The sequence below is a fragment of the Nocardioides astragali genome, assembly GCF_024436375.1.
Lineage (GTDB): Bacteria > Actinomycetota > Actinomycetes > Propionibacteriales > Nocardioidaceae > Nocardioides > Nocardioides astragali.
Map to the genome: position 1 here is coordinate 273,119 of NZ_JAFMZM010000001.1, position 22,847 is coordinate 295,965.

General features: G+C 70.0%; 20 protein-coding genes. 17 read left to right on the plus strand and 3 right to left on the minus strand.

Going from position 1 to position 22,847, the window contains the following annotated elements:
* The first annotated feature begins 108 nt into the window (after positions 1–108).
* Genes J3P44_RS01440 through J3P44_RS01465 form a run of 6 tightly spaced genes read left to right on the plus strand, consistent with a single transcriptional unit; the run spans position 109 to position 7,191 of the window.
* Positions 109–1,296, plus strand: coding sequence for a sugar ABC transporter substrate-binding protein (locus J3P44_RS01440; RefSeq protein ID WP_255888446.1), 1,188 nt, complete (start codon positions 109–111; stop codon positions 1,294–1,296).
* Positions 1,293–2,846 (plus strand): sugar ABC transporter ATP-binding protein, encoded by a 1,554-nt coding sequence (locus J3P44_RS01445; RefSeq protein WP_255888447.1) that lies wholly within the window; start codon positions 1,293–1,295, stop codon positions 2,844–2,846. The genes J3P44_RS01440 and J3P44_RS01445 overlap by 4 nt, the downstream gene beginning before the upstream one ends.
* Entirely contained in the window at positions 2,839–3,867 is a 1,029-nt protein-coding gene (locus tag J3P44_RS01450) for an ABC transporter permease (protein ID WP_255888448.1), read from the plus strand. Before J3P44_RS01445 ends, J3P44_RS01450 begins: the two co-directional genes overlap by 8 nt.
* A 4-nt stretch (positions 3,868–3,871) precedes the next feature.
* On the plus strand, positions 3,872–5,044 hold the full coding sequence (locus J3P44_RS01455) for an acyl-CoA dehydrogenase family protein (protein WP_255888449.1): 1,173 nt from the start codon (positions 3,872–3,874) through the stop codon (positions 5,042–5,044).
* A gap of 47 nt (positions 5,045–5,091) precedes the next feature.
* Entirely contained in the window at positions 5,092–6,261 is a 1,170-nt protein-coding gene (locus tag J3P44_RS01460) for an acyl-CoA dehydrogenase family protein (protein WP_255888450.1), read from the plus strand.
* Between the two features lie 24 nt (positions 6,262–6,285).
* Positions 6,286–7,191, plus strand: coding sequence for a VOC family protein (locus J3P44_RS01465; RefSeq protein ID WP_255888451.1), 906 nt, complete (start codon positions 6,286–6,288; stop codon positions 7,189–7,191).
* Between the two features lie 72 nt (positions 7,192–7,263).
* On the opposite strand, the gene J3P44_RS01470 is transcribed toward J3P44_RS01465, so the two are convergent.
* Positions 7,264–8,514 (minus strand): flavin reductase family protein, encoded by a 1,251-nt coding sequence (locus tag J3P44_RS01470; RefSeq protein ID WP_255888452.1) that lies wholly within the window; start codon positions 8,512–8,514, stop codon positions 7,264–7,266.
* A gap of 130 nt (positions 8,515–8,644) precedes the next feature.
* Between J3P44_RS01470 and J3P44_RS01475 the strand changes: the two genes are divergently transcribed.
* From J3P44_RS01475 to dmpG, 3 genes are read left to right on the plus strand one after another with little or no spacing between them, the layout of a single operon-like run.
* Positions 8,645–9,469: a 2-keto-4-pentenoate hydratase gene (locus J3P44_RS01475; RefSeq protein WP_255888453.1), complete on the plus strand. Its 825-nt coding sequence runs from the start codon at positions 8,645–8,647 to the stop codon at positions 9,467–9,469.
* Positions 9,466–10,410: an acetaldehyde dehydrogenase (acetylating) gene (locus J3P44_RS01480; protein WP_255888454.1), complete on the plus strand. Its 945-nt coding sequence runs from the start codon at positions 9,466–9,468 to the stop codon at positions 10,408–10,410. The genes J3P44_RS01475 and J3P44_RS01480 overlap by 4 nt, the downstream gene beginning before the upstream one ends.
* Positions 10,407–11,429, plus strand: a complete 1,023-nt coding sequence (gene dmpG / locus J3P44_RS01485; RefSeq protein ID WP_255888455.1) for a 4-hydroxy-2-oxovalerate aldolase — start codon at positions 10,407–10,409, stop codon at positions 11,427–11,429. The genes J3P44_RS01480 and dmpG overlap by 4 nt, the downstream gene beginning before the upstream one ends.
* A 401-nt stretch (positions 11,430–11,830) precedes the next feature.
* On the opposite strand, the gene J3P44_RS01490 is transcribed toward dmpG, so the two are convergent.
* Positions 11,831–12,913 carry an ROK family glucokinase gene (locus tag J3P44_RS01490; RefSeq protein ID WP_255888456.1) on the minus strand — a complete coding sequence of 361 codons (1,083 nt, stop codon included), beginning with the start codon at positions 12,911–12,913 and terminating at the stop codon, positions 11,831–11,833.
* A 34-nt stretch (positions 12,914–12,947) separates the two neighbouring features.
* Entirely contained in the window at positions 12,948–13,688 is a 741-nt protein-coding gene (locus J3P44_RS01495) for a GntR family transcriptional regulator (RefSeq protein ID WP_255888457.1), read from the minus strand.
* A 130-nt stretch (positions 13,689–13,818) separates the two neighbouring features.
* Between J3P44_RS01495 and J3P44_RS01500 the strand changes: the two genes are divergently transcribed.
* From J3P44_RS01500 to J3P44_RS01535, 8 genes are read left to right on the plus strand one after another with little or no spacing between them, the layout of a single operon-like run.
* Positions 13,819–14,820 carry a Gfo/Idh/MocA family protein gene (locus J3P44_RS01500; RefSeq protein ID WP_255888458.1) on the plus strand — a complete coding sequence of 334 codons (1,002 nt, stop codon included), beginning with the start codon at positions 13,819–13,821 and terminating at the stop codon, positions 14,818–14,820.
* On the plus strand, positions 14,817–15,698 hold the full coding sequence (locus J3P44_RS01505) for a sugar phosphate isomerase/epimerase family protein (RefSeq protein WP_255888459.1): 882 nt from the start codon (positions 14,817–14,819) through the stop codon (positions 15,696–15,698). The genes J3P44_RS01500 and J3P44_RS01505 overlap by 4 nt, the downstream gene beginning before the upstream one ends.
* A gap of 17 nt (positions 15,699–15,715) precedes the next feature.
* Positions 15,716–16,642 carry a 5-dehydro-2-deoxygluconokinase gene (iolC, locus tag J3P44_RS01510; protein WP_372496480.1) on the plus strand — a complete coding sequence of 309 codons (927 nt, stop codon included), beginning with the start codon at positions 15,716–15,718 and terminating at the stop codon, positions 16,640–16,642.
* Positions 16,635–17,531: a Cgl0159 family (beta/alpha)8-fold protein gene (locus J3P44_RS01515; RefSeq protein ID WP_255888461.1), complete on the plus strand. Its 897-nt coding sequence runs from the start codon at positions 16,635–16,637 to the stop codon at positions 17,529–17,531. The genes iolC and J3P44_RS01515 overlap by 8 nt, the downstream gene beginning before the upstream one ends.
* Positions 17,528–18,388, plus strand: a complete 861-nt coding sequence (gene iolB / locus J3P44_RS01520) for a 5-deoxy-glucuronate isomerase (RefSeq protein WP_255888462.1) — start codon at positions 17,528–17,530, stop codon at positions 18,386–18,388. The genes J3P44_RS01515 and iolB overlap by 4 nt, the downstream gene beginning before the upstream one ends.
* Complete coding sequence (gene iolD / locus J3P44_RS01525) at positions 18,385–20,268, plus strand: 3D-(3,5/4)-trihydroxycyclohexane-1,2-dione acylhydrolase (decyclizing) (protein ID WP_255888463.1); 1,884 nt, start codon at positions 18,385–18,387, stop codon at positions 20,266–20,268. Before iolB ends, iolD begins: the two co-directional genes overlap by 4 nt.
* Before the next feature lie 34 nt (positions 20,269–20,302).
* On the plus strand, positions 20,303–21,799 hold the full coding sequence (locus J3P44_RS01530) for a CoA-acylating methylmalonate-semialdehyde dehydrogenase (protein ID WP_255888464.1): 1,497 nt from the start codon (positions 20,303–20,305) through the stop codon (positions 21,797–21,799).
* 30 nt (positions 21,800–21,829) lie between these two features.
* Positions 21,830–22,789: a sugar ABC transporter substrate-binding protein gene (locus J3P44_RS01535; protein WP_255888465.1), complete on the plus strand. Its 960-nt coding sequence runs from the start codon at positions 21,830–21,832 to the stop codon at positions 22,787–22,789.
* Positions 22,790–22,847: the final 58 nt, after the last annotated feature.

The window sequence follows — 22,847 nt, forward strand, 5'->3', positions numbered from 1 at the left end:
CGCCCAGTCCTTCGTACGTTCCCTTCACGGCCCCGACATGACTCAGGTCACAACGAGCTCATCCCAGGCTCGAACCAGGGCCGTATCCCCGAGACGAAGGAAACGCAGATGACCCACTCCCGTACGAGGACGCGCGGGTTCGCGATGGTGGCCACCTCGGTCGCCCTCATGACGATGCTCGGTGCGTGCGCCCAGGACAGCGTCAAGGACAAGGCGCCCACCGGCACCGCCGCCGACACCGAGGCGGGCATCGAGGAGGCCAAGGCCTTGCTCGAGTCGTGGTCCGCTCCGCTCACCGACTACCCCGAGGAGCCGGCGCTGTCTGCCCCGGTCGACATGGCCGGGAAGACCGTCCACATCGTCGCCCTCGGTGACCAGATCCCGGTCATCCACGGGGTGGCCGTCGGCCTGCAGGACGCGCTGACCGAGGTCGGCGCGACCAGCAAGATCTGTGACGGCAAGTTCAACCCGACCGCTGTCGCGGACTGCCTCAAGTCGGCCGGCGACCAGGGTGCCGACGCCGTCGTCTCGCTCTTCGTCGACTACGCGATGGCCGGCACCGCGTTCGACGCGCTGGCCGACAAGGGCGTCAAGGTCCTCGTCGGTGGCGTCGAGCCCAGCGGCGGAAGAGAGTCGGACGAGACCCTCGCCTTCTACGACAACACCGGTCGGGTCGACGCACTCTACGAGGCCATGTCGGTCTCGGCAGTCGCCAACGGCGGCGCCGACGCACAGATCCTCTGGCTCAAGCTGATGGATTCGACCACGACGCGCAGCGCCAGCGAGAAGGGCATCGCCAAGGCCGAGGAGCTGTGCCCGACGTGCAAGGTCGCCACGGCCGAGTTCACCACGCCCAACCTCGACAAGCTGCCCTCCGCCGTCAGTGCCGCGCTGGTTTCCCACCCCGACACCGACCTGCTCATCGTCCCCGTGGACAGCTTCGTGCCCCCCGCGCTCCAGGGTGTGCAGAGCGCCGGCTTCGGCGACAAGGTCAAGGTCATCTCGTCCAGCTCCGACCTCGCCGGCCTGCAGCGCATCAAGGACGGCCAGCAGGTCTCCGACCTGGGCACCCCGGTCATCTACGAGGGCTGGAAGTACGCCAACGGCCTGATGCAGCTGATGGCCGGCGACGAGGTCGCCCCCGTCGAGCCCGAGGACATGGTGACCCGTGATTTCAACGCCGAGAACGTCGGCGAGCTCGAGCTGTCGACAGACGCCTACTTCACCCCCGACTGGTTCGGCGACGACTCGTTCAAGCAGGTCTTCCTCGCCGCCTGGGGAGTCGACGCGTCATGACCACGACTCGCCTGGAAGCTCACGGCGTGGGCAAGACGTTCCGCGCCGCCACTGTGCTGCGGGACGCCTCCCTCGTCGTGCGACCGGGCGAGATCCACGCCCTCGTGGGTCAGAACGGGTGTGGGAAGTCCACGCTGATCAAGATCCTGACGGGCTACCACTCGCCCGACGCCGGGATGAGCCTTGCCGTGGACGGGCAGCAGCTCTCGCTGCCGGTCCAGTGGCAGGCCGCCCGGGCGGCGGGCGTGTCGGTGGTCCACCAGGACCTGGGCCTGCTCGACGACCTGACGGTGAGCGAGAACATTGGCATCGGCGGCTTCGTGCACAGCCTGGTCACCCGCCGCATCGACTGGAAGGCGCAGGACGAGGTCGCCCGGGCGGTCCTCGAGCGTCTCGAGCTGCCCGTGTCACCACGCGACCTCGTCGGCGACCTGCCTGCCTCGCACCGGGCCGGCGTCGCCATCGCCCGGGCGCTGCGCGACACGGTCGCCGGCGAGGGCGTGATGATCCTGGACGAGGCGACCCGAGCCCTGCCTCGCGACGAGCTCGCCAGGTTCCACGCTCTGATCCGCCGCGTCGTCGCCACCGGCACGTCGGTGGTGATGATCAGCCACAACCTCGAAGAGGTGCTCTCGGTCAGCGACCGGGTCACTGTCCTGCGCGACGGAGACGTCGTCGGAGAGGGGTTGGAGACGGCCAGCCTCGACGAGGCGGCGCTGGCGCGGCTGATGCTCGGATCCTCGGTGGACCGGGTGATCAGGTCGGTCGCCGCCGACCCCGACGCGCAGGTCGTCGCCCGGATCGAGGCGCTCGAGCTGCCCGGCCACGAGCCGCTCACCCTGGAGATACGTCGTGGCGAGGTCATCGGCCTGACCGGTCTGCCCGGCACCGGGTTCGAGGAGGTGCCCTACCTCGTCTCGGGGGCCCGGCGCCCCTCCGACGGCACGATGGTGATCGGGGGCCGTCGCATCGACCTGCGCCGGTCCTCGGTGGCCGCTTTAATGAAGGCCGGGGTGGCGATGGTGCCCGAGCGCCGCGTGCGCGACGGGCTCGCGGTCGAGCTCAACGTCCGGGACAACCTCTCGCTGCCCAGCGTGCGGCGCAAGGGCCGGCCCTGGTTCGTGTCCCGCGGCTGGCAGCACCGGATCACCACCGACTCGATCCACCGACTGGCCATCCGTGCCCGATCGGGCCACGACCTGGTCAAGGAGCTCAGCGGGGGCAACCAGCAGAAGGTGCTCTTCGCCAAGTGGCTGTCTGTCGAGCCCGTCCTGCTGGTGCTCCACGAGCCGACCCAGGCCGTGGACGTCGGCGCCCGTGCTGACCTGCTCAGCACGGTCCACCGGGCTGCCGAGGAGGGGATGGGAGTGCTCCTGGTCAGCACCGAGCCCGCCGACCTCGTCGAGGCCTGCGACCGCATCTACGTCCTGCACCCCGGCCGTCCGCCGCGCGAGATGCGCACCGAAGACGCCGACGAGGTCCTCGAGGCCGTCTACTCCCAGCCCGCACCAGCCCCTACCCCCGCCGCCACCGGAGCACACCATGTCTGACACCTCGACAACGGCCACGGCCCAGCCCACGACGCCGTCCCCCCAGCAGCCCCCGGCCAAGAACGGTGCACCGGTCTGGCTGCACCAGCTCGCCAGCCGCTACGCCCTCATCGCGGTCTGGGCGCTGATGGCCCTCTACTTCTACGTCCAGGTGCCCGACACCTTCGGCACGCACGGCACCTTCTCCTCCATCTTCGGGTCCCAGCAGGTGCTGGTCTTCCTCGCGATGTCGGCACTGATCACCTTGGCCGTTGGTGAGTTCGACCTCTCGGTCGCCTCGGTGATGGGCCTGACCGCCACCACGATCCCGGTGCTGGCCGGCGTGCACGGCATGAACATCTGGCTCGCCTGCCTCATCGGTGTGGGTGCCGCGATCCTCGCCGGCGCGGTCAACGCCTTCTTCGTCGTCGTCATGGACGTCTCGTCGTTCGTGGTGACCCTGGGCACCGGCACCCTGCTGGCAGGCATCGCCCAAGCCATCTCGGGCACCAACATCGTCTCGGTCAACAGCCCCGCCCTCGCGAGCTTCGCGACCCAGGACGTGCTCGGCATGCCCATCTCCTTCTACTACGGCATCGCGCTGGCCCTTTTCCTGGCCTACGTCCTGGCCTGGACGCCGATCGGTCGCAGCATGGTCTTCGTCGGCTCCAACCGGGAGGTGGCCCGACTGGCCGGCATCCGGGTCCAGCGGATCCGCTTCGGTGCCTACATCGCCGGCGGCCTCCTCGCCGGGCTCGCCGGCCTCCTCCTGGTGGCCACCGTCGGTGGCTTCGACTCCGCGTCCTCGGCCAGCTACCTGCTGCCCGCCCTGGCCGCGGTGTTCCTCGGCACCGCCGTCGTGCAGCCGGGTGCGTTCAACCCGATCGGCACGATCGTCGCGATCTACTTCCTCACGACCGGCATCTTCGGACTCCAGCTCCTGGGCTACCAGGGGTGGATCCAGAACGCCTTCTACGGCGCCGGCCTGGTCGCCGCCGTCACCCTCGCCAAGGTCGTCCGCGACCGCTCGAAGAAGGGCTGAAGCGATGCACGAGACCCGCGCCCACATCGCCGCGTCCGCGGCGGCGCTCCGGGACGAGCTCGTCCCGAGCGACGACCTGAGCCGCCTCAGCGACCGAGCCGCGGACATCCTCCGCGAGTCCGGCGGCATGCGGTTGCTCCAGGCCAAGGACCTCGGCGGCTTCGAGGAGCACCCCAACGAGTTCTTCGACTGGGTCATCCAGGTGGGCACCGAGCACCCATCGGCCGGCTGGATCGCCGGGGTCGTGGGTGTCCACCCATGGGAGATCTCGATCATGCACCCACTCGTGCAGGAGGAGATCTTCGGCAACGACCCCGACGCGCTCACCGCCTCGCCGTACGCCCCCTTCGGTCGCGCCGTACGTGTCGACGGTGGCTTCCGGTTCTCCGGACGCTGGCCCTACTCGACGGGCACCGACCACGCCGGCTGGATCATCCTCGGCGGCATGGTCGCCGACGAGTCCGGCGTCCCCCTCAGCCCGCCCGACGTACGCCACTTCGTGCTGCCCAAGGGCGACTGGACCATCGTCGAGGACTCCTGGGACGTCATGGGCCTGCGTGGCACCGGCAGCAAGGACGTCGTCATCGACGACGTCTTCATCCCCGACCACCGCGTCAGCGAAGCACCGAAGATGTACGACGGGAGCTACGCCCGTGAGCGTCGCCCCGGCTCGCCGCTCTACCAGATGATGTTCGGCCTGATGTTCCCCGCCGCGATCGCCGCCGGCACCTTCGGGGTGGCCCGGCACGCCATCCGGGCCTTCGGCGACGCCATGGCGGGCAAGGTCTCGGTCACCGGCAACGCCGCCCGGACGAGTGCCATCCAGCTCGAACGGCTAGCGTGCGCCGAGGCCGACATCGAGGCGAGCGTCGCGCACTTCCGCGCGTCCATCGCCGACCTCTACGCCTTCGTCGACGACGGTGGCGAGATCACCCTCGACCAGCGTCACCGCTTCCGCCGTGACCAGGTGCGAGCCACCGGCCGCTGCGTCGAGGCGATCGACCGGCTCTTCCTGCACTCGGGCTCAACCGCGATGGGCGACGCCCACCCGGTCTCCCGGGCATGGCGGGACCTCCACGTGGCCAGCACCCACGTCTGCAACAACAGCGAGCTGACCTACCAGGCGTGGGGCGCTCACCGGTTCGGCGGGCCCATCCCGCCGGGCGTCGCGTTCTGACACCCACCCGACCAGCCAACAAGCCAGAGAAGAAGGAGGAGAGCCCCATGCACGAGGTTCTCGAGAACATCAGCGAGTCCGCCAAGGTCCTGGCCGACGAGGCGGTGCCGAGCGACACGCTCGGCCGACTGACCGACACGATGGCCACCACCCTGAAGGAGACGGGCTTGGTGCGTCTGCTCCAGCCCGTCGAGCACGGTGGCTACGAAGCGCATCCCTGCGAGTTCCTCGAAGCCGTGATGAACGTCGGCGTCGCCGCTCCGTCTGCGGGCTGGGTCGCCGGGGTCGTCGGGGTCCACCCCTGGGAGCTCGCCATGATGGACCCGCGTCTGCAGGAGGAGATCTGGGGCGAGGACCCGGACACCTGGACCGCGTCGCCCTACGCGCCGTTCGGGCGAGCCACCCGCGTCGACGGCGGCTTCCTCTTCACCGGCCAGTGGCCCTACTCCACCGGCACCGACCACTCCGAGTGGGTGATCCTCGGCGGCTTCGTGCTCAACGAGGACGGCGAGATCGGCGGTCCGCCGGACATGCGCCACTTCGTGATCCCACGCTCCGACTACGAGATCGTCGAGGACTCGTGGAACGTGATGGGCCTCCAGGGCACCGGCTCCAAGGACGTCCGCATGACCGACGTCTTCGTCCCCGACCACCGTGTCGTCGAGGCCATGAAGATGGTCGAGGGCGTCTACGAGGACCGCCAGGCCGGCAAGCCGCTGTACGGCGTCAAGTTCCCGATCATGTTCTCCGCGGCCATCGCCGCCGGTACCCAGGGCATCGCCCAGGGCGCGCTCGCGGTCTACCACGACTACATGACCACCCGCGTGTCGGTCGCCGGCAACGTCGCCAAGAACGACGCCGCTCACCTCGTCGTCTATGGCGAGACAGCCGCCGACGTCGCCGCCAGCCGGTCCCACCTCCTCAACTCGATGAGCGAGCTTTTCGACCACGTGTCCCGGGGCGGTGAAGTGACCTACGACCAGCGGCTCGTCTTCCGGCGCGACCAGGTCCGCGCCTCACGCCGGGCCGCGGACGCCATCGACCGGATCTACAAGATCAGCGGCGCAAGCGGCATCCGCACCGACTTCCCCAACGAGCGCTACTGGCGCGACCTCCAGGTTGGCCTGAGCCACGTGTGCAACGTCGCCGAGAACATCTACGCCGCCTGGGGTGCCCACGACCTCGGTGGCGAAGCCGCCCCTGCCCTCTACGTCTGACCCCCACCACCGAAGGAGATTGCCATGATCAAGTCACTGGCCTACGTGGGAGTGAACTCCCCCCGAGCCGAGGAATGGCGCCGCTTCGGCACCGGTTTCCTCGGCGGCGAGCTCGCCCCCGACGGCCCCAACGGCGCCGTACGAGTGCGCGTTGACGACGCCGCCTGGCGCCTCGAGATCCGTCCCGCCGAGCAGGACTCGGTCGCCTTCTTCGGCTGGCAGGTGGACCACGAGGAGGACCTCGACGTCGTCGTCAGCATGCTTTCGGTCGCGGGCGTCACTGCGGAGCGCGGGTCGAGGGAGCTCGCGGACGAGCGCAACGTCGACCGCATCATCACGTTCACCGACCCGTGGGGCTTCCCCCACGAGGTGATCTGGGGCCAGCACCTCTACCCCTCGACGTTCCGCCCCGGCCGAGCCAGCTCGGGCTTCGTCACCGGCGACCAGGGGCTGGGACACATCCTGCTGCTGATGCCCGACATCGAGGCCGGCCACGAGTTCTTCTCCGGCGTCCTCGGCTTCGAGCTCTCCGACAAGATCATCGTGCCGGGGGCGCTGAACTCGCGGTTCTACCACGTCAACAAGCGCCACCACACGCTCGCGCTGGGCCAGTGCCCGCCCGGCGTGGCCGGCTTCAACCACCTGATGCTGCAGGTCAAGGACATCGACGACGTGGGCATCGCCTATGACATGCTGGACGAGTACGACGTCCCGCTGACGCTGTCGCTGGGGCGCCACACCAACGACAAGACGTTCAGCTTCTATGCCGCGACGCCGTCGCTGTTCAACGTCGAGGTCGGCTACGACGGCATCGAGGTGGACGGCGCCTGGGTCCCGCAGGTCTACAACCAGACCGCCATTTGGGGCCACAAGCTCGACCCCGAGGCCAAGAACCGGCCGCCGGGCATCATGCACCCGCTGGCCGACTGACGGCTGACGAGAACCGCCCCGGAGGATCTCCTCCGGGGCGGATTCTGTGTGTGGGCAAAGCTCGCATCAGGCTCACATCGGGAAGTCGGCGTCGTACCAGGCCCGGTAGTCGCGCAGAGCGTCCCGGCCTCCCGCAGAAAGCTGTCGCTCGACTGCCCGAGCCGACTGCTGGACCGTCGCGATCCACGCCTCGACCTGGGCCCCAGTCGCCTCCTCGGGAAGCTGCGTGACGCGCAGGACCATCGAGATGTCCCCCTCGGGGTTGCGCACCGGCACGACGATGCCGCCGACCCGGTAGTCCTCGGTGGGCACCAGGTCCCGGTCTTGGAAGAAGCACGCCGTGTTGGCCAGCAGGCTGCGGAACTCACGCTCACGAGCGGGAGTGAGCTCGCCGGTGCCGTACTCGCGAAGGGCGGCGCCGAGCTGTTCGTACTCCACCGGACCGTCGCCACCGAGGAACGAGATGCCTGCGCCACGCCTCTCGACCGAGGCCAGACGCGTGCGGTACTGCTCGACCAGCTCGGGGTCCTTCGGGTTGACCTTGGAGAGCCAGTGCTCGACGACCTCGGGGGCCGCGCCGGCGACGTACGCCTCACCGATTGGCGGGATGAGCGGGATCCGCTGTCCGAGCGCCTCGACCATCTCCGCCGTGCCGCCGTAGGCGCTGAAGGCGGTGGTGAGCTCGTCCGGGCCGACCCCGACGAGCACCGCCGCCTCGCACCTCAGTCGCCGCGCCAGGCGCTCGACCTCGTGGCGGGCAGTGTCGGTCAGCCGCAGGGCCGCGATCAGGTCGGCATCGCCACGGGCGGCCATGCCGGCCGGTGAGAACCCGCCGTAGCCACCCTGGAAGAACAGCAGGGGAGTGACCGGCCGGGCGACCTCCAGGCCCTGCACGCGGCACAGCACGATGTAGTGGTCCCCGGCCTCGATCTCCTGCTCGGGCGTGCAGTGCACCTGCGCCACGGCGTCGTCAAGAACGGGCGCGCCGATGTCGGAGCGGTGCCACGCGACACCTGCGAACTTGTCGTCACCCGGCGTGGCCATGGTCCGGCAGAGGTCCTGCTGGTCGTGGGCCAGCACGTTGATGCAGTACGCCGTCGCGCCGGCGAGGCGGGCGTAGGTGCCCGACCCGGTGGTCGGCATGAACGCCACCAGGGGCGGGTCGAGGGACACGGCGGTGAAGGTGCCGACGACCATGCCGATCGGTTCGTCCTCGACCAGGGCCGTCACCACGGTGACGCCGGTGGGGTAGTGGCCGAGCACCTCGCGGTAGAGCGCGGGATCGATCTCGGGAGCGGCGGTGAGCGCGGTCGGACTGGTCATGACTCGATGATGCGCTGTGCCGGACCGCCCGGGAACCGATGTGTTCCGGTCACCGGGAAGCCGGGTGATCGTGCCACCGTGCGGCACCGGCCGCTGTGCTGCCAAGGCGCTGCTCGGAGAGGGTGTCGCCATGACCTCCACCAAGACGGTTCCTGCCCGGGCCTTGGCCGAGGCGGCCGCCCGTCTCCGTGCCGCGCAGGAGACCGGCACGCCCTGTGCCCCCGTGCGTGATCTGATCGGCGACGACACGACGGCGGCGTACGCCGTGCAGCGGGCCGCCATCGCGCGCCGCGTCGAGGCCGGCGCCACGATCGTCGGCCGCAAGGTCGGCCTGACCTCCCCGGCCGTGCAGGCCCAGATCGGCGTCGACCAGCCTGACTTCGGCGTGCTCCTGGACGACATGGGGCACCCTGACGCCGCGACAGTCCTCACGCACGGGCTGCTCCAGCCGAAGATCGAGGCCGAGGTCGCGTTCGTGCTCGGCGCCGACCTGGCCGAGGGCGAACTCGACGAAGCGCAGGTGCGATCGGCTGTGTCGCAGGTCGTGCCCGCCCTCGAGATCGTCGACAGCCGAATCGCCGGCTGGGACATCACCTTTGCCGACACCGTCGCCGACAACGGATCGAGCGCCCGCTACGTGCTGGGTACGGCGTCGAAGACCCTCGACGAGGTCGAGCCGGTTGACGTCGAGATGAGCATGACCCGCAACGGCGCGGTCGTCTCGATCGGCAACGGCGCCGCCTGCCTCGGCGACCCGCTCAACGCGCTGGCCTGGCTGGCGCGCACCGCTCGTGATCTCGGCGAGCCGCTCCGAGCCGGGCAGGTCATCCTCTCCGGCGCCCTCGGCCCAATGGTCGCCGTCACCGCCGGCGACACGTTCGCGGCCGAGATCACCGGACTTGGCTCGGTGTCCGTCTCCTTCGCCCCCACCTCCGACGTAAGGACCCCCGCATGAAGACCAAGGTGGCCGTCATCGGCTCCGGCAACATCGGCACCGACCTGATGATCAAGGTCCTTCGCCTCTCCGAGACCCTGGAGATGGGCGCGATGGTCGGCATCGACCCCGAGTCCGACGGACTCGCCCGAGCCGCCCGCCTCGGCGTGCCGACCACCCACGACGGAGTCGACGGACTCATCGCGATGGACGGCTTCGACGACATCGCCATCGTCTTCGACGCCACCTCGGCCAAGGCCCACGAGGCCAACGCCCGCAAGCTGGCTCCGTACGGCGTCGTGATGGTCGACCTCACCCCGGCCGCGATCGGTCCCTTCGTGGTGCCGGCGGTCAACCTCGACGACCACGAGGGTGCGAGCAACGTCAACATGGTCACCTGCGGCGGCCAGGCCACCATCCCCGTGGTGGCGGCGATCTCCCGGGTCACCGCGGTGCCGTACGCCGAGATCGTGGCGTCCATCGCCTCAAGGTCGGCTGGGCCTGGGACCCGTGCCAACATCGACGAGTTCACCGAGACCACCTCGAAGGCGATCGAGGACGTCGGGAGAGCGACCCGCGGCAAGGCTGTCATCATCCTCAACCCGGCCGAGCCGCCGCTGATCATGCGCGACACCGTGTTCGCCCTGATCGGCGATGCCGACGACGCCACCCACGACCGCATCCGCGCCTCCGTCGAGGAGATGGTCGCCGCGGTGGCGGCATACGTCCCGGGCTACCGGCTCAAGCAGTCTGTGCAGATCACGCCCGTGCCCGAGGACCAGCCCGTCCACACGCTGGCCGGCGACGCACCGGTCACGCACCAGGTGTCGGTGTTCCTCGAGGTCGAGGGCGCCGCCCACTACCTCCCGGCCTACGCCGGCAACCTCGACATCATGACCTCGGCCGCCCTGCGGACCGCCGAGCGTCTCGCCACCACGACTCCTCGAGAGGCCCTCGTATGACCACGCAGCTGTTCATCCAGGACGTGACCCTGCGCGACGGCATGCACGCCGTGCGGCACCGGATCACCCCCGACAACGTGGCACGTATCGTGCGAGCCCTCGATGCCGCCGGCGTCGACGCCATCGAGGTCGCGCACGGCGACGGCCTCGCGGGGGGGTCCCTCAACTACGGCCCGGGCTCCCACACCGACTGGGAGTGGATCGAAGCCGCGGCGCAGAACATCTCTCGTGCCCGACTGACCACGCTCTTGCTGCCCGGGATCGGCACGATCGAGGAGCTCAAGCACGCTTGCGGGCTGGGCGTGCGCTCGGTCCGGGTCGCCACGCACGCCACAGAGGCCGACGTCTCCGCGCAACACATCACCACAGCCCGCGAGCTCGGCATGGACGTCTCGGGGTTCTTGATGATGAGCCACATGGCTCCGCCCGCCGAGCTGGCGAAGCAAGCCAAGCTCATGGAGTCGTACGGCGCGCACTGCGTCTACGTCACCGACTCCGGCGGCCGGCTCACCATGAATGGAGTCCGAGAGCGCGTCACGGCCTACCGCGACGTCCTCGACGACACCACCGAGATCGGCATCCACGCCCACGAGAACCTTTCGCTCTCCGTGGCGAACTCGGTCGTGGCTGTCGAGGCCGGCGTGACCCGGGTCGACGCATCCCTCGCTGGGCACGGGGCAGGGGCGGGCAACTGTCCCATCGAGCCGTTCATCGCGGTGGCCGATCTCCAGGGCTGGAAGCACGGGTGCGACCTCTTCGCCCTGCAGGACGCCGCCGATGACATCGTCCGCCCGTTGCAGGACCGACCGGTCCGGGTCGACCGCGAAACGCTCACCCTCGGCTACGCCGGCGTCTACTCCAGCTTCCTGCGTCATGCAGAGACCGCCTCGCAGCGGTACGGCGTCGACGTACGCGACATCCTCGTCGCAGTGGGGGAGCGCGGGCTTGTCGGCGGGCAGGAGGACATGATCGTCGACATCGCCCTCGACCTCGCGTCCACCACCCAGCCCGTTGTCTGACGCAGAGGTCTGATCGCGGACGCGCCGAGTGCCGGTCAGAGGTGCGCCTGCCACGTGCTCGCCTGAGTGCCCTGGGTGAGCGCGTATGGCCGAGAACCCAGCGGATACCACTAAGTCAGCAGAAACGAAGTCCGAAGACCGTCGAGATGTTCCGATGCGATGAGGTAGCGTCGACGGCCAGAAGCGATCAGATCCCTTGCAGGGCTGCAGATCGAGCGGTCTTGGGTCGAGAGCCATCGAGATTCGTCGAGGACTCCGGGAGCCCCGTCCTTCAGAGAAGGTCAGTGGTTCGGATCCCCTCAGCTCCACCACAGTGATCTCGCATGAGATCCCGGACAGCCCGGACCCACTTCAGGGTCCGGGCTGTTGCTCATTTCCGGGGTCGGACGGGTCGGAGCCCGTCACATCAGACGTCGGCGACTGCCAAGGGGTGCGGCGGTTCTGGGTACGCGCGCGTCGCGCCTGTCTGCGCGTCGGGTTCTCCGACGCGCCCTGCGTGCCGCCGAGCGGGCCATGTCGGCCGCGCCGATGAAGCCGGCCTCCGGCCCCAGCGCCGCCACGACGATTTCCGGTTCGGTCCGGTGGCCGCGTCCAGTGAGTGCCTTTGAGAAGGCCAGACGAGTAGGACCCAGCAGCAGGTCGCCGGCATCGGACAAGCCGCCGCCGATGACGATGCATGACGGGTCGAACGCCGCAGTCAAGCCTGCCAGTCCCACGCCCAGCCACTCCCCGATGTCGCTCAGCAGCTCGAGCGACAGCGGGTCACCGTTGCGCGCCTCCTGGGTGACCTGCGGACCGGTGAGTCGGGCAGGGTCGCCGTCGACGAGCTCCCGAAGCCGGTGAGCGAGCGGCGAGCCGTTCGAGATCAGCTCGCGTGCGTCGCGCAACAAGGCCGTCCCGGAGGCGTACTGCTCCCAACACCCGCGGTTGCCACATTCGCAGCGGTGTCCGGTGGGCACCATCTGCATGTGGCCGAACTCTCCGGCCATCCCGTTGCTGCCCCGGAACACTTTGTTGTCGATGATCAGTGCGCCCCCGATGCCCGTGCCGAGCGTGATGCACACCACGAATCGATGGCCCCTGGCAGCCCCGTAGAGGCACTCGGCGACCCCGGCCGTGTTCGCATCATTGTCGACCACGACGGGAAGACGTACTCGCTCCGCGATAGCAGATTGGAGGGGCTCGCGGCGCCAGTTCAGGTGGGGGGAGAACATGACCACCCTGCGAGTCGCGTCCACGAATCCAGCGGCACCGATGCCCACCGCTGCGATCTCGTGCGTACGCCGAAGGTCCTGGACGACGGACACGATCGAGTCTTCGACCAGCTGGACGTCGTGGCCCGGCGTGGGAACCTGGCGCCTCGCCAGCACCTTCCCGTGGGGGTCGACGACGCCCGCGAGGATCTTCGTCCCCCCGATGTCCACCCCGATGGTCGACGCCTCCGCGCGGAACAGGATGGATCGGCGAGGAGGGGTCTCTGGCACGGCGATCAGCCTAGTCCGCACGCTCGCGCGGCGCTCAGCGCTCGACCAGGGTCACCTCGAACGAGTACGACTCCGGGCGGTAGCAGTGGTCGCCGTACTCGATGGCCAACCCGGAGTCGGCGTACGCCGTCCGCTGCATCGTCAGCACCGCGTCGTTCTTGCGGCGGCCGAGCAACCGCGCCTCGTGCGTCGTCGCGCCGCGGGCGCCGATCCGCTGTCGGGCGATCTGGACGTGCGTCCCGGCGTCCCGGATGAGCTGGTAGAGCCCGCCGCCCTCGAGCTCCTCATCGGTCGGCGACACCACGTTCGCGGGGAGCCAGTTGCGGAGCACCGCCAGGGGCTCGTCGTCGGCCAGTCGGAGCCGCTCCAGGTGGAGCACCTCATCGCCCTCGGCGATCCCGAGCTCGTCGGCGACCTCGGCCGCGGCCGGCTCCAGCACGTTGAGCAGCACCTTGGTGGCGGGCTGCTGGCCGGAGGTCCGCAGGTCGTCGTACAGGCTGGTGAGCTCCAGCTCTCGGTGCACGCGGCCGTGGACGACCTGGGTGCCCACCCCTCGCTTGCGGACCAGCAGCCCCTTGTCGACGAGCTCCTGGATCGCGCGCCGCATCGTGGGTCGGCTGAGCCCGAGCTGGTCGGCCAGGGAGATCTCGTTGTCGAGCTTGAATCCGGGCGACACCTCACCGCTCGCGATCGCCTCCTCGAGCTGCTTGGCGACCTGGTAGTAGAGCGGGACTGGGCTGCGTCGATCGACCGTCAGCCGCAAGTGTTCAGCCATGGCGCTGATCCTACCGAGCGAGCGACCGAATGTCGGAAAGACAGAATGTCAAGACAAAGTGTTGACAGCCCTGCGAGCCGAGGACTAGAAAGAGCCTTGTAACCCCCATCACATCTGGAAAGGTCCATCCATGCGGATTGGATTCCTCGGCGTGGGGCGGATCGGTGCCAGTCACGCCGCCGTCGTCGCCCGTCACGAGCTGGTGACGTCCCTGGTCGTCGCTGACGCCGACTCGGCCCGAGCGCGCGCCGTCGCCGACGAGCTGGGCGCGGAGAGCGTGGCCGACGCGGCCGCGGTCCTCGCGGCCGGCGTCGACGCGATCGTCGTCGCGACCGCCACCGACAGCCACGCCGAGCTGATCGCCGCCGGCGCGCGCGCCGGGGTCCCCGTCTTCTGCGAGAAGCCGGTGGCGCTCGACGTGCCGGGCACCCTCCGGGTGTTGGACGAGGTGCGCGCGGCAGGCACTCCGGTTCAGATCGGCTTCCAGCGCCGGTTCGACGCGGGTTATGTCGCCGCGCGTGACGCGGTGCAGGGCGGCCGCCTGGGCGAGCTGCGCAGGGTGCACGCTGTCACGGCCGACCCGGCGCCCCCGCACGCGTCGTACATCCCCACGAGCGGTGGGATCTACCGCGACTGCCTGATCCACGACTTCGACATCGTCCGCTGGGTGACCGGCCGTGAGGTGGTCGACGTGACCGCTCGCGGCGTCAATCGGGGGGCGAGGTTCTTCGGCGAGGCCGGTGACGTGGACGAGACGGTCGCGATGCTGACCCTCGATGACGACACCCTTGTGACCTTGCACGGTTCGCGCTACAACGGCGCCGGATACGACGTGCGGATGGAGATCGCCGGCACCGACGCGACGATCGCGGTCGGACTCGACGATCACACCGCGCTGCGTTCGGCCGAGCCGGGCGTCGAGTTCCCGCCCGGCACTCCCAACCCCACGTTCTGGGAGCGTTTCGCCGACGCCTACGTGGCCGAGATCAACGCATTCGTCGAAGTGGTCCGCGGCGAGCGTCCGAGCCCGTGCTCGGTCGAGGAGGCCCTGGAGGCGTTGTACGTCGCCGAGGCCGCGACCCTGTCGCGGCTCGAGGGCCGGCGCGTCGAGATCGCGGAGGTGCGCAAGTGACCACGGCACTGCAGTCCCGCATCGCGGGGGCGCCGATCTCCTGGGGAGTGTGCGAGGTGCCCGGGTGGGGGCACCAGATGGCACCGGACCGGGTGTTGCGCGAGATGGCCGACCTCGGCCTCGCCGCCACCGAGTTCGGACCCGACGGCTTCCTGCCGGCCGACCCGCAGCAGGCGGCCGACCTCCTCGCCGCCCACGGGATGCGTGCCGTCGGCGGCTTCGTCCCGGCCGTGCTGTTCGACGCTGCACGCGATCCACTGCCCGAGGTCGAGCGGGCCCTGGCCCACTTCCGGGCCGCTGACGCGACCAGCCTGGTGCTGGCCGCAGCCTCTGGCGCCGATGGGTACGACGCCAGGCCAGTCCTCGACGAGGCGCAGTGGGAGGTGCTCGTGACCAATCTCGACCGGATCCGGGACGTCGCCGGCGAGCAAGGGATCGAGGCCACCCTCCACCCGCATGTAGGGACGATCGTCGAGAACGCCGAGGAGGTCGACCGAGTGCTCAACGGGAGCACGATCGGTCTCACCCTGGACACCGGCCACCTGCTCGTGGGTGGCGCCGACCCCGTCGCGATCACCCGGACAGCCACCGACCGCATCCGCCACACCCACCTCAAGGACGTGCGCGCGGACGTCGCCGAGCGCGTCCGCAAACGTGAGCTGACCTACACCGACGGAGTGCGGCAGGGCCTGTACGTGCCGCTCGGACAGGGTGATGTCGACGTCGCCGCGATCGTCCGGACCCTCGAGGACGCCGGCTACCAGGGCTGGTACGTCATGGAGCAGGACACGATCCTCGACGCCGAGCCGCAAGCTGTCGCCGGTCCGGTCGCCGACGTGCGCACCGGCTTGGACTTCCTCACCGGAGTGACCGCGTGAACCACGAGGTCATCACCATGGGCCGGGTCGGCGTGGACATCTACCCCGAGCAGATCGGCCTGCCGCTGGAGGACGTCGTCTCCTTCGCCAAGTACCTCGGTGGCAGTGCCACCAACGTCGCGGTGGCCGCAGCCCGGCACGGCCGGCGTTCGGCGGTCATCACGCGCACCGGCGAGGACGCGTTCGGCCGCTTCGTGCACAAGGCACTCGCAGGCTTCGGCGTCAGCGACGAGTACGTCACGGCGGTCCCGACCTGGCCGACGCCGGTCACGTTCTGCGAGATCTTCCCGCCCGACGACTTCCCTCTCTACTTCTACCGGACCCCCACCGCGCCCGACCTCCAGATCCGCGCCGACGAGCTCGACCTCGACGCGATCCGGGACGCCGACCTCTTCTGGGTCACCGTCACCGGCCTCTGCCAGGAGCCGAGCAGGGAGGCGACGCTGGCCGCGCTCGAGGCACGCGGCCGACGCGGCATCACGGTGCTCGACCTCGACTACCGGCCGATGTTCTGGGCCAGTCCCGAGGAGGCCACCGAGCAGGTCGCCCGCGCCCTCGAGCACGTCACCGTCGCCGTCGGCAACCGCGAGGAGTGCGCAGTTGCCGTGGGCGAGACGGAGCCGGCGGCCGCCGCCCAAGCGCTGCGGGACCGCGGGGTCGACGTGGCGATCGTGAAGCAGGGGCCCAAGGGCGTTCATGCGGTGGATGACGACGGACCGGTCGACGTACCGCCCGTCCCAGTCGAGGTGGTCAACGGCCTCGGGGCCGGCGACGCCTTCGGCGGCGCGCTCTGCCACGGCCTGCTCTCTGGATGGCAGCTGGGCCGGACCATCCGGTTCGCCAACGCGGCCGGGGCGATCGTGGCCGGCCAGCTGGCGTGCTCGGACGCCATGCCGACGACCAGTGAGGTCGAGGCTGTTCTCGGGGAGGTTCTCGATGTCTGACTACATGACCGCGACCAGCGAGGAGCTGGTGCGGGCGGTGACGTCCACCCGGCTCCAGGATCCCGGGGCGATCGCGGCGGCCGCGGCCGGGCGCACGCGTCGCGCCTCGCTGGTCGGCGAGAGCGGGCGGCTGATGATCATCGCAGCCGACCATCCCGCCCGGGGTGCGCTGCGCGTGGGCGAGGACCCCCTCGCGATGGCTGACCGGGGAGAGCTGCTGCGCCGGCTCGCCATCGCCCTCAGCCGCCCCGGCGTCGACGGCTTCCTCGGCACGGCCGACATGGTCGACGACCTGCTGCTGATGGGAGCGCTCGACGACAAGGTCGTCCTCGGCTCGATGAACCGCGGTGGCCTCGCCGGGACGGCCTTCGAGATCGACGACCGGATGACCGCCTACGACGCGGCGACCATCTCCGCGATGGGCTACGACGGCGGCAAGATGCTCACCCGCATCGACCCCGACGACCCCGCCACCGTGGCGACCCTCGAGGCGTGCGCTCGCGCCGTCACCGACCTGGCGTCGCACCACCTGATGGCGATGGTCGAGCCGTTCATCTCGCACCGGGTCGGGGGGCGGGTGCGCAACGACCTCAGCCCGGAGGCCGTGATCCGATCGGCCACCGTGGCCGCCGGGCTGGGCACGACGTCAGCGCACACCTGGCTCAAGCTGCCGGTCGTGGACGACATGGAGAGGGTTGCCGCGGCCACCACGCTCCCGGTGATGCTGCTCGGCGGTGAGGCGAGCGTCGACCAGCCGGAGACGTTCGAGCGCTGGCAGCGTGCGCTCAAGCAGCCCACGGTGGTCGGCATGATCGTCGGCCGTGCGCTGCTCTACCCGCCCGACGGCGACGTCGCCGCCGCGGTCGACCGGACCGTGGAGCTGCTGTGAGTGCGCGCCACCTCCCTGCGGCCACCGCCGTGAGCCCCGCCGACGCGGGCTGGACCTACAGCGGTCTCCGCGTCGTCTCCTTGGCGCGGGGCGAGCACCACACGCTCGCCACCGGCGAGGAGGAGATGCTCGTGCTGCCGCTGTCAGGCGGCTGCGTCGTGGAGTGCGACGGCGAGATCATCGAGCTCGAGGGGCGCACGAGCGTGTTCAGCCGGGTCAGCGACTTCGCGTACGTCCCCCGGGACGCCGAGGTGACGGTCCGCTCTGCCGCCGGCGGCCGGTTCGCCCTCCCGTCCGCGCGGTGCGAGCGCCGCCTGCCGGTGCGGCACGCGAAGGCGGAGGACGTCTCCGTCGAGCTCCGCGGCGCCGGCATCTGCAGCCGTCAGGTCAACAACGTCGCCGCGGCCCACACGTTCGAGTGCGACCGCCTGATCGTGGTCGAGGTGCTCACGCCGGCGGGCAACTGGTCGTCGTACCCGCCCCACAAGCACGACGAGGACCGGCCCGGCGTCGAGAGCGTGCTCGAGGAGATCTACTACTACGAGGTCGCCGACGGCCCGGACGGACCGGGGGTGGCCTACCAGCGCGTGTACGGGACGGACGACCGGCCGGCGGACCTGCTCGCAGAGGTGCGGACCGGCGACGTCGTCACCATCCCGCACGGCTGGCATGGGCCGTCGATGGCGGCGCCCGGCTACGACCTCTACTACCTGAACGTGATGGCGGGGCCGGCCGCCGAGCGCGCCTGGCTGATCTGTGACGACCCGGAACATGCCTGGGTGCGCGACACCTGGGAGGGCGCGGCGGTCGACCCGCGCCTCCCACTGACCACGACCGACGAGAGGATCACACGATGAGCCGCAAGGTGCGACTGACCGTCGCGCAGGCCTTGGTGCGGTTCCTGGGCGCGCAGTACTCGGAGAGGGACGGCGTCGAGCACCGCTTGGTCGAGGGCTGCTTCGGGATCTTCGGCCACGGCAACCTCGCGGGCGTCGGCGAGGCTCTGCTCGAGGAGGAGCTGCGCGCGCCCGGTCGACTGCCCTACTGGACCGGGCGCAACGAGCAGGGCATGGTGCACGCGGCCGTGGGCTACGCCCGGATGCGCAACCGGCTGTCGACGCTCGCCGTCACGGCGTCCGTCGGCCCCGGCGCGACCAACATGGTCACCGGCGCCGCCCTCGCCACGATCAACCGGATCCCCGTGCTGCTCCTGCCCGGCGACGTGTTCGCCACCCGGGCCGCGTCCCCGGTGCTGCAGGAGCTCGAGCTGCCTGCGAGCGGCGACGTCTCGGTCAACGACGTCTTCCGTCCGGTGTCGAAGTACTTCGACCGGGTGTCGCGCCCCGAGCAGCTGCCCGCGGCGATGCTGGGTGCGATGAGGGTGCTGTCCGACCCGGTCGAGACCGGCGCGGTGACGCTGGCCCTGCCGCAGGACGTGCAGGCGGAGGCGTACGACTGGCCGGAGGAGCTGTTCGACGAGCGGGTGTGGCACGTCGCCCGGCCGCGGCCCGAGGACGCGCTCGTCTCCCGTGCCGCGGAGCTGCTGCGCGGTGCCCGCCGTCCGTTGATCGTCTCCGGCGGCGGCACGATCTACTCGGGGGCGACCGAGGAGCTTCGTGCCTTCGCCGAGGCGTCCGGCATCCCGGTCGCCGAGACCCAGGCGGGCAAGGGATCGCTGCCCTACGACCATCCCCTGGCGCTCGGCGCCGTGGGTGCGACCGGCACGACCGCAGCCAACGCGATCGCCCGCGAGGCGGACATCGTCCTCGGGATCGGGACCCGCTACAGCGACTTCACCACCGCGTCGCGCACCATCTTCGCCGACCCCGACGTCCGGTTCGTCAACCTCAACGTGGCCGGCCTGGACGGGCACAAGCAGGCCGGTCTGCCGCTGGTGGGAGACGCCCGCGAGGGCCTGGTGATGCTCAGCCGGGCCCTCGCGGAGCACCGGACCGACGACGAGTACCGCGAGCGGGTGCGGGCACTGGCGGCGGACTGGGACGCCACCGTCGAACGGGCCTACCACTTGGGACACGGCCCGCTGCCCGCGCAGTCGGAGGTCATCGGCGCCGTCAACGACGTCGCCGACCCGAGGGACGTCGTCGTGTGCGCCGCCGGTTCGATGCCCGGCGACCTGCACAAGCTGTGGCGCACCCGGGACCCGAAGGGCTACCACGTCGAGTACGGCTTCTCGTGCATGGGATACGAGATCGCCGGGGGACTCGGCGTCCGGATGGCCGCGCCAGACCGGGACGTCTTCGTCATGGTCGGCGACGGCTCCTACCTGATGATGGCCTCCGAGCTCGTCACCGCCGTCCAGGAGGACATCAAGATCATCGTCGTCCTCGTGCAGAACCACGGGTTCGCCTCGATCGGCGCGCTCTCCGAGTCGCTCGGCTCGCAGCGCTACGGAACGGCGTACCGCCGACGGAACCCGGCGACCGGGCGGCTCGACGGCGACAAGCTCCCGGTCGACCTCGCGGCCAATGCCGAGAGCCTCGGCGCCCAGGTGTACCGCGTCAGCAGCATCGACGAGCTGCGCCAGGCGCTGCGCAAGGCGAAGTCGGACGCGACGGGGCCCGTCGTGATCCACGCCGAGACCGACCCGCTGGTGCCCGCCCCGAGCAGCGACGCCTGGTGGGACGTCCCGGTCGCAGAGGTCTCCGAGATCGACTCCACGACCGAGGCCCGGGCACGGTACGACGCCGCGAAGCGCGACCAGCGGCCCCACCTCTGACCACCCACTGCCCACGAAGGAAAGAGAAACCGCTGTGAGGACGATCGAACACTGGATCGGCGGCAGGCCGAGCAACCCCGGCTCGAGCCGTACGAGTCCCGTCTGGAACCCCGCTACCGGTGCCCAGCAGGCCGAGGTGCTGCTGGCCTCCGCGGCGGACGTGAACGACGCCGTCGCCCTGGCTCGGACGGCCTTCGACGGCTGGTCACAGACCTCGCTGAGCGCGCGGACCAAGATCCTGTTCCGGTTCCACCACCTGGTCGAGACCAACATGGACCGACTGGCAGCGGCGATCACCGACGAGCACGGCAAGGTGCTCTCCGACGCTCACGGGGAGGTGCAGCGCGGCCTGGAGGTCGTCGAGTTCGCATGCGGCATCCCGCAGCTGCTCAAGGGTGACTACTCCGACCAGGTGTCGAGCGGCGTGGACGTGTTCTCCTTCCGCGAGCCGCTCGGCGTGGTCGCCGGGATCACGCCCTTCAACTTCCCGGCGATGGTGCCGATGTGGATGTTCCCGGTCGCGATCGCCTGCGGGAACACGTTCGTGCTCAAGCCCAGCGAGCGGGACCCCTCGGCGTCCCTGCTCCTCGCCGAGCTCTGGGCAGAAGCCGGGTTGCCCGAGGGCGTGTTCACCGTCGTGCACGGCGACAAGGAGGCGGTCGACGCGATCCTCGACCACCCGGACATCGCGGCGGTGTCGTTCGTCGGATCCACGCCGATCGCCCGCTACATCCATCACCGCGCCAGCGACAACGGCAAGCGGGTCCAGGCACTCGGCGGAGCCAAGAACCACGCGATCATCCTCCCGGACGCCGATCTCGACTTCGCCTCCGACCACCTGGTGGCCGCGGCCTTCGGGTCGGCGGGCGAGCGATGCATGGCGATCTCGGCCGCGGTCGCGGTCGGCCGCTCGGGCGACGCCCTGGTCGAGGCCGTGAACGCCAAGGCTCGCGCGATCGTGGTCGGCTCCGGCCGGGACGCCGCCAGCGAGATGGGCCCTGTGGTCAGCCCGGTGGCCCGCGACCGGATCATCAGCCTGATCGACGCCGGCGAACGGCAGGGCGGACAGGTCACGGTCGACGGGCGCGGTCTCGTCGTCCCCGACCACGAGGACGGCTTCTTCGTCGGGCCGACCGTGATCGACGGTGTGACGCCGCAGATGGACTGCTACACCGAGGAGATCTTCGGACCCGTGCTGTCGGTGCTCCGCAGCGACGACATCGACGAGGCGATCGCCCTGATCAACGCGAACCCCTACGGCAACGGCACTGCCATCTTCACGTCGAGCGGCGAAGCCGCGCGACGGTTCCAGCGCGGCGTCAAGGTCGGGATGATCGGGATCAACGTCCCCGTCCCCGTCCCGATGGCCTACTACTCCTTCGGCGGCTGGAAGGACTCCCTCTTCGGCGACAAGCACGTGCACGGCCCAGAAGGGGTGTCGTTCTACACCCGCGCCAAGGTGGTCACCTCGCGGTGGCCCCAGCCGAGCGAGGCATCGCTCGCAGCCTTCCAGTTCCCGACCGCCCGATAGTCGGGCCGTACACAGAAAAGAGTCACATCGATGAAGAAACTCCACGTTGCCGGTGCCATGGTCGTCACCGGACTGCTCCTCACCGCGTGCAGTGGCACCGGCAAGGAAGAGAGCGGGGACACCCCGGACGCTGATCTCACCTATGCGGTCATCACCCACAGTGGTCCCGGGGACGCCTTCTGGGACCGGGTGAAGTCCGGCGCCGAGCAGGCTGGCGAGGACTACGGCGCCTCGGTCGAGTACTCCTCTGACCCCGATCCCTCCAAGCAGTCGGAGCTCATCGACGCCGCCGTCGCTGACGACGTCGCCGGAATCGTGGTCTCGATGGCCAACCCCGACGGCCTGCAGGACAGCATCGAGGCGGCCGTGTCGGCGGGCATCCCGGTCGTGACGATCAACTCCGGCTACGACCATTGGCAGGGCTTGGGCGCGATCACCCACATCGGCCAGAGCGAGACGATCGCGGGTCGGGAAGTGGGTGAGCGGCTCAAGAGCGAAGGGTTCAGCAACGTCCTCTGCGTCATCCAGGAAGCAGGCAACGTCGCCCTGGAGGAGCGGTGTGGAGCGGTCGCCGAGACCGCAGGCGGGAAGGTCGAGAACCTGCAGGTCGACGGCACCGACGACAACGCCGTGACCTCGACGATCACCTCCAAGCTCCAGGCAGACGACTCGATCGACGTCGTCCTCACCCTCGGGGGCCAGTACGGCATCGACGCCGTGGCCGCCGTCGAGCAGGCCGGCAGCAGCGCCAAGATCGCGACCTTCGACCTGAGCGAGGACGTCATCAACGAGATCAAGGCCGGCACCATCCTGTTCGCCGTCGACCAGCAGCCGTACGTCCAGGGCTACATCGGCGTCACCACGCTCTACCTGAAGTCGATCAACGGCAACGACGTGGGCGGCGGCCAGGCCATCAACTCCGGCCCGGCCTTCATCACCACCGACAACGCCGACGAGGTGCTCGAGTTCGCCAAGAACGGCACCCGCTGAGTCGAGGGTGGGCCCGCCCGTGCGGGCCCACCCTGGCTCCCACGAAAGGGAATCAGCA

What these genes read in the sequence shown, in the direction of transcription:
- iolD (WP_255888463.1), top strand. Translation starts at nt 18,385, where the DNA reads ATGAGCCGCAAGGTGCGACTGACCGTCGCGCAGGCCTTGGTGCGGTTC.
- dmpG (WP_255888455.1), top strand. Translation starts at nt 10,407, where the DNA reads ATGACCACGCAGCTGTTCATCCAGGACGTGACCCTGCGCGACGGCATG.
- J3P44_RS01460 (WP_255888450.1), top strand. Translation starts at nt 5,092, where the DNA reads ATGCACGAGGTTCTCGAGAACATCAGCGAGTCCGCCAAGGTCCTGGCC.
- J3P44_RS01475 (WP_255888453.1), top strand. Translation starts at nt 8,645, where the DNA reads ATGACCTCCACCAAGACGGTTCCTGCCCGGGCCTTGGCCGAGGCGGCC.
- J3P44_RS01450 (WP_255888448.1), top strand. Translation starts at nt 2,839, where the DNA reads ATGTCTGACACCTCGACAACGGCCACGGCCCAGCCCACGACGCCGTCC.
- J3P44_RS01535 (WP_255888465.1), top strand. Translation starts at nt 21,830, where the DNA reads ATGAAGAAACTCCACGTTGCCGGTGCCATGGTCGTCACCGGACTGCTC.
- iolC (WP_372496480.1), top strand. Translation starts at nt 15,716, where the DNA reads ATGGGCCGGGTCGGCGTGGACATCTACCCCGAGCAGATCGGCCTGCCG.
- J3P44_RS01470 (WP_255888452.1), bottom strand. Translation starts at nt 8,514, where the DNA reads ATGACCAGTCCGACCGCGCTCACCGCCGCTCCCGAGATCGATCCCGCG.
- J3P44_RS01500 (WP_255888458.1), top strand. Translation starts at nt 13,819, where the DNA reads ATGCGGATTGGATTCCTCGGCGTGGGGCGGATCGGTGCCAGTCACGCC.
- J3P44_RS01455 (WP_255888449.1), top strand. Translation starts at nt 3,872, where the DNA reads ATGCACGAGACCCGCGCCCACATCGCCGCGTCCGCGGCGGCGCTCCGG.
- J3P44_RS01465 (WP_255888451.1), top strand. Translation starts at nt 6,286, where the DNA reads ATGATCAAGTCACTGGCCTACGTGGGAGTGAACTCCCCCCGAGCCGAG.
- J3P44_RS01445 (WP_255888447.1), top strand. Translation starts at nt 1,293, where the DNA reads ATGACCACGACTCGCCTGGAAGCTCACGGCGTGGGCAAGACGTTCCGC.
- J3P44_RS01480 (WP_255888454.1), top strand. Translation starts at nt 9,466, where the DNA reads ATGAAGACCAAGGTGGCCGTCATCGGCTCCGGCAACATCGGCACCGAC.
- J3P44_RS01495 (WP_255888457.1), bottom strand. Translation starts at nt 13,688, where the DNA reads ATGGCTGAACACTTGCGGCTGACGGTCGATCGACGCAGCCCAGTCCCG.
- J3P44_RS01440 (WP_255888446.1), top strand. Translation starts at nt 109, where the DNA reads ATGACCCACTCCCGTACGAGGACGCGCGGGTTCGCGATGGTGGCCACC.
- J3P44_RS01515 (WP_255888461.1), top strand. Translation starts at nt 16,635, where the DNA reads ATGTCTGACTACATGACCGCGACCAGCGAGGAGCTGGTGCGGGCGGTG.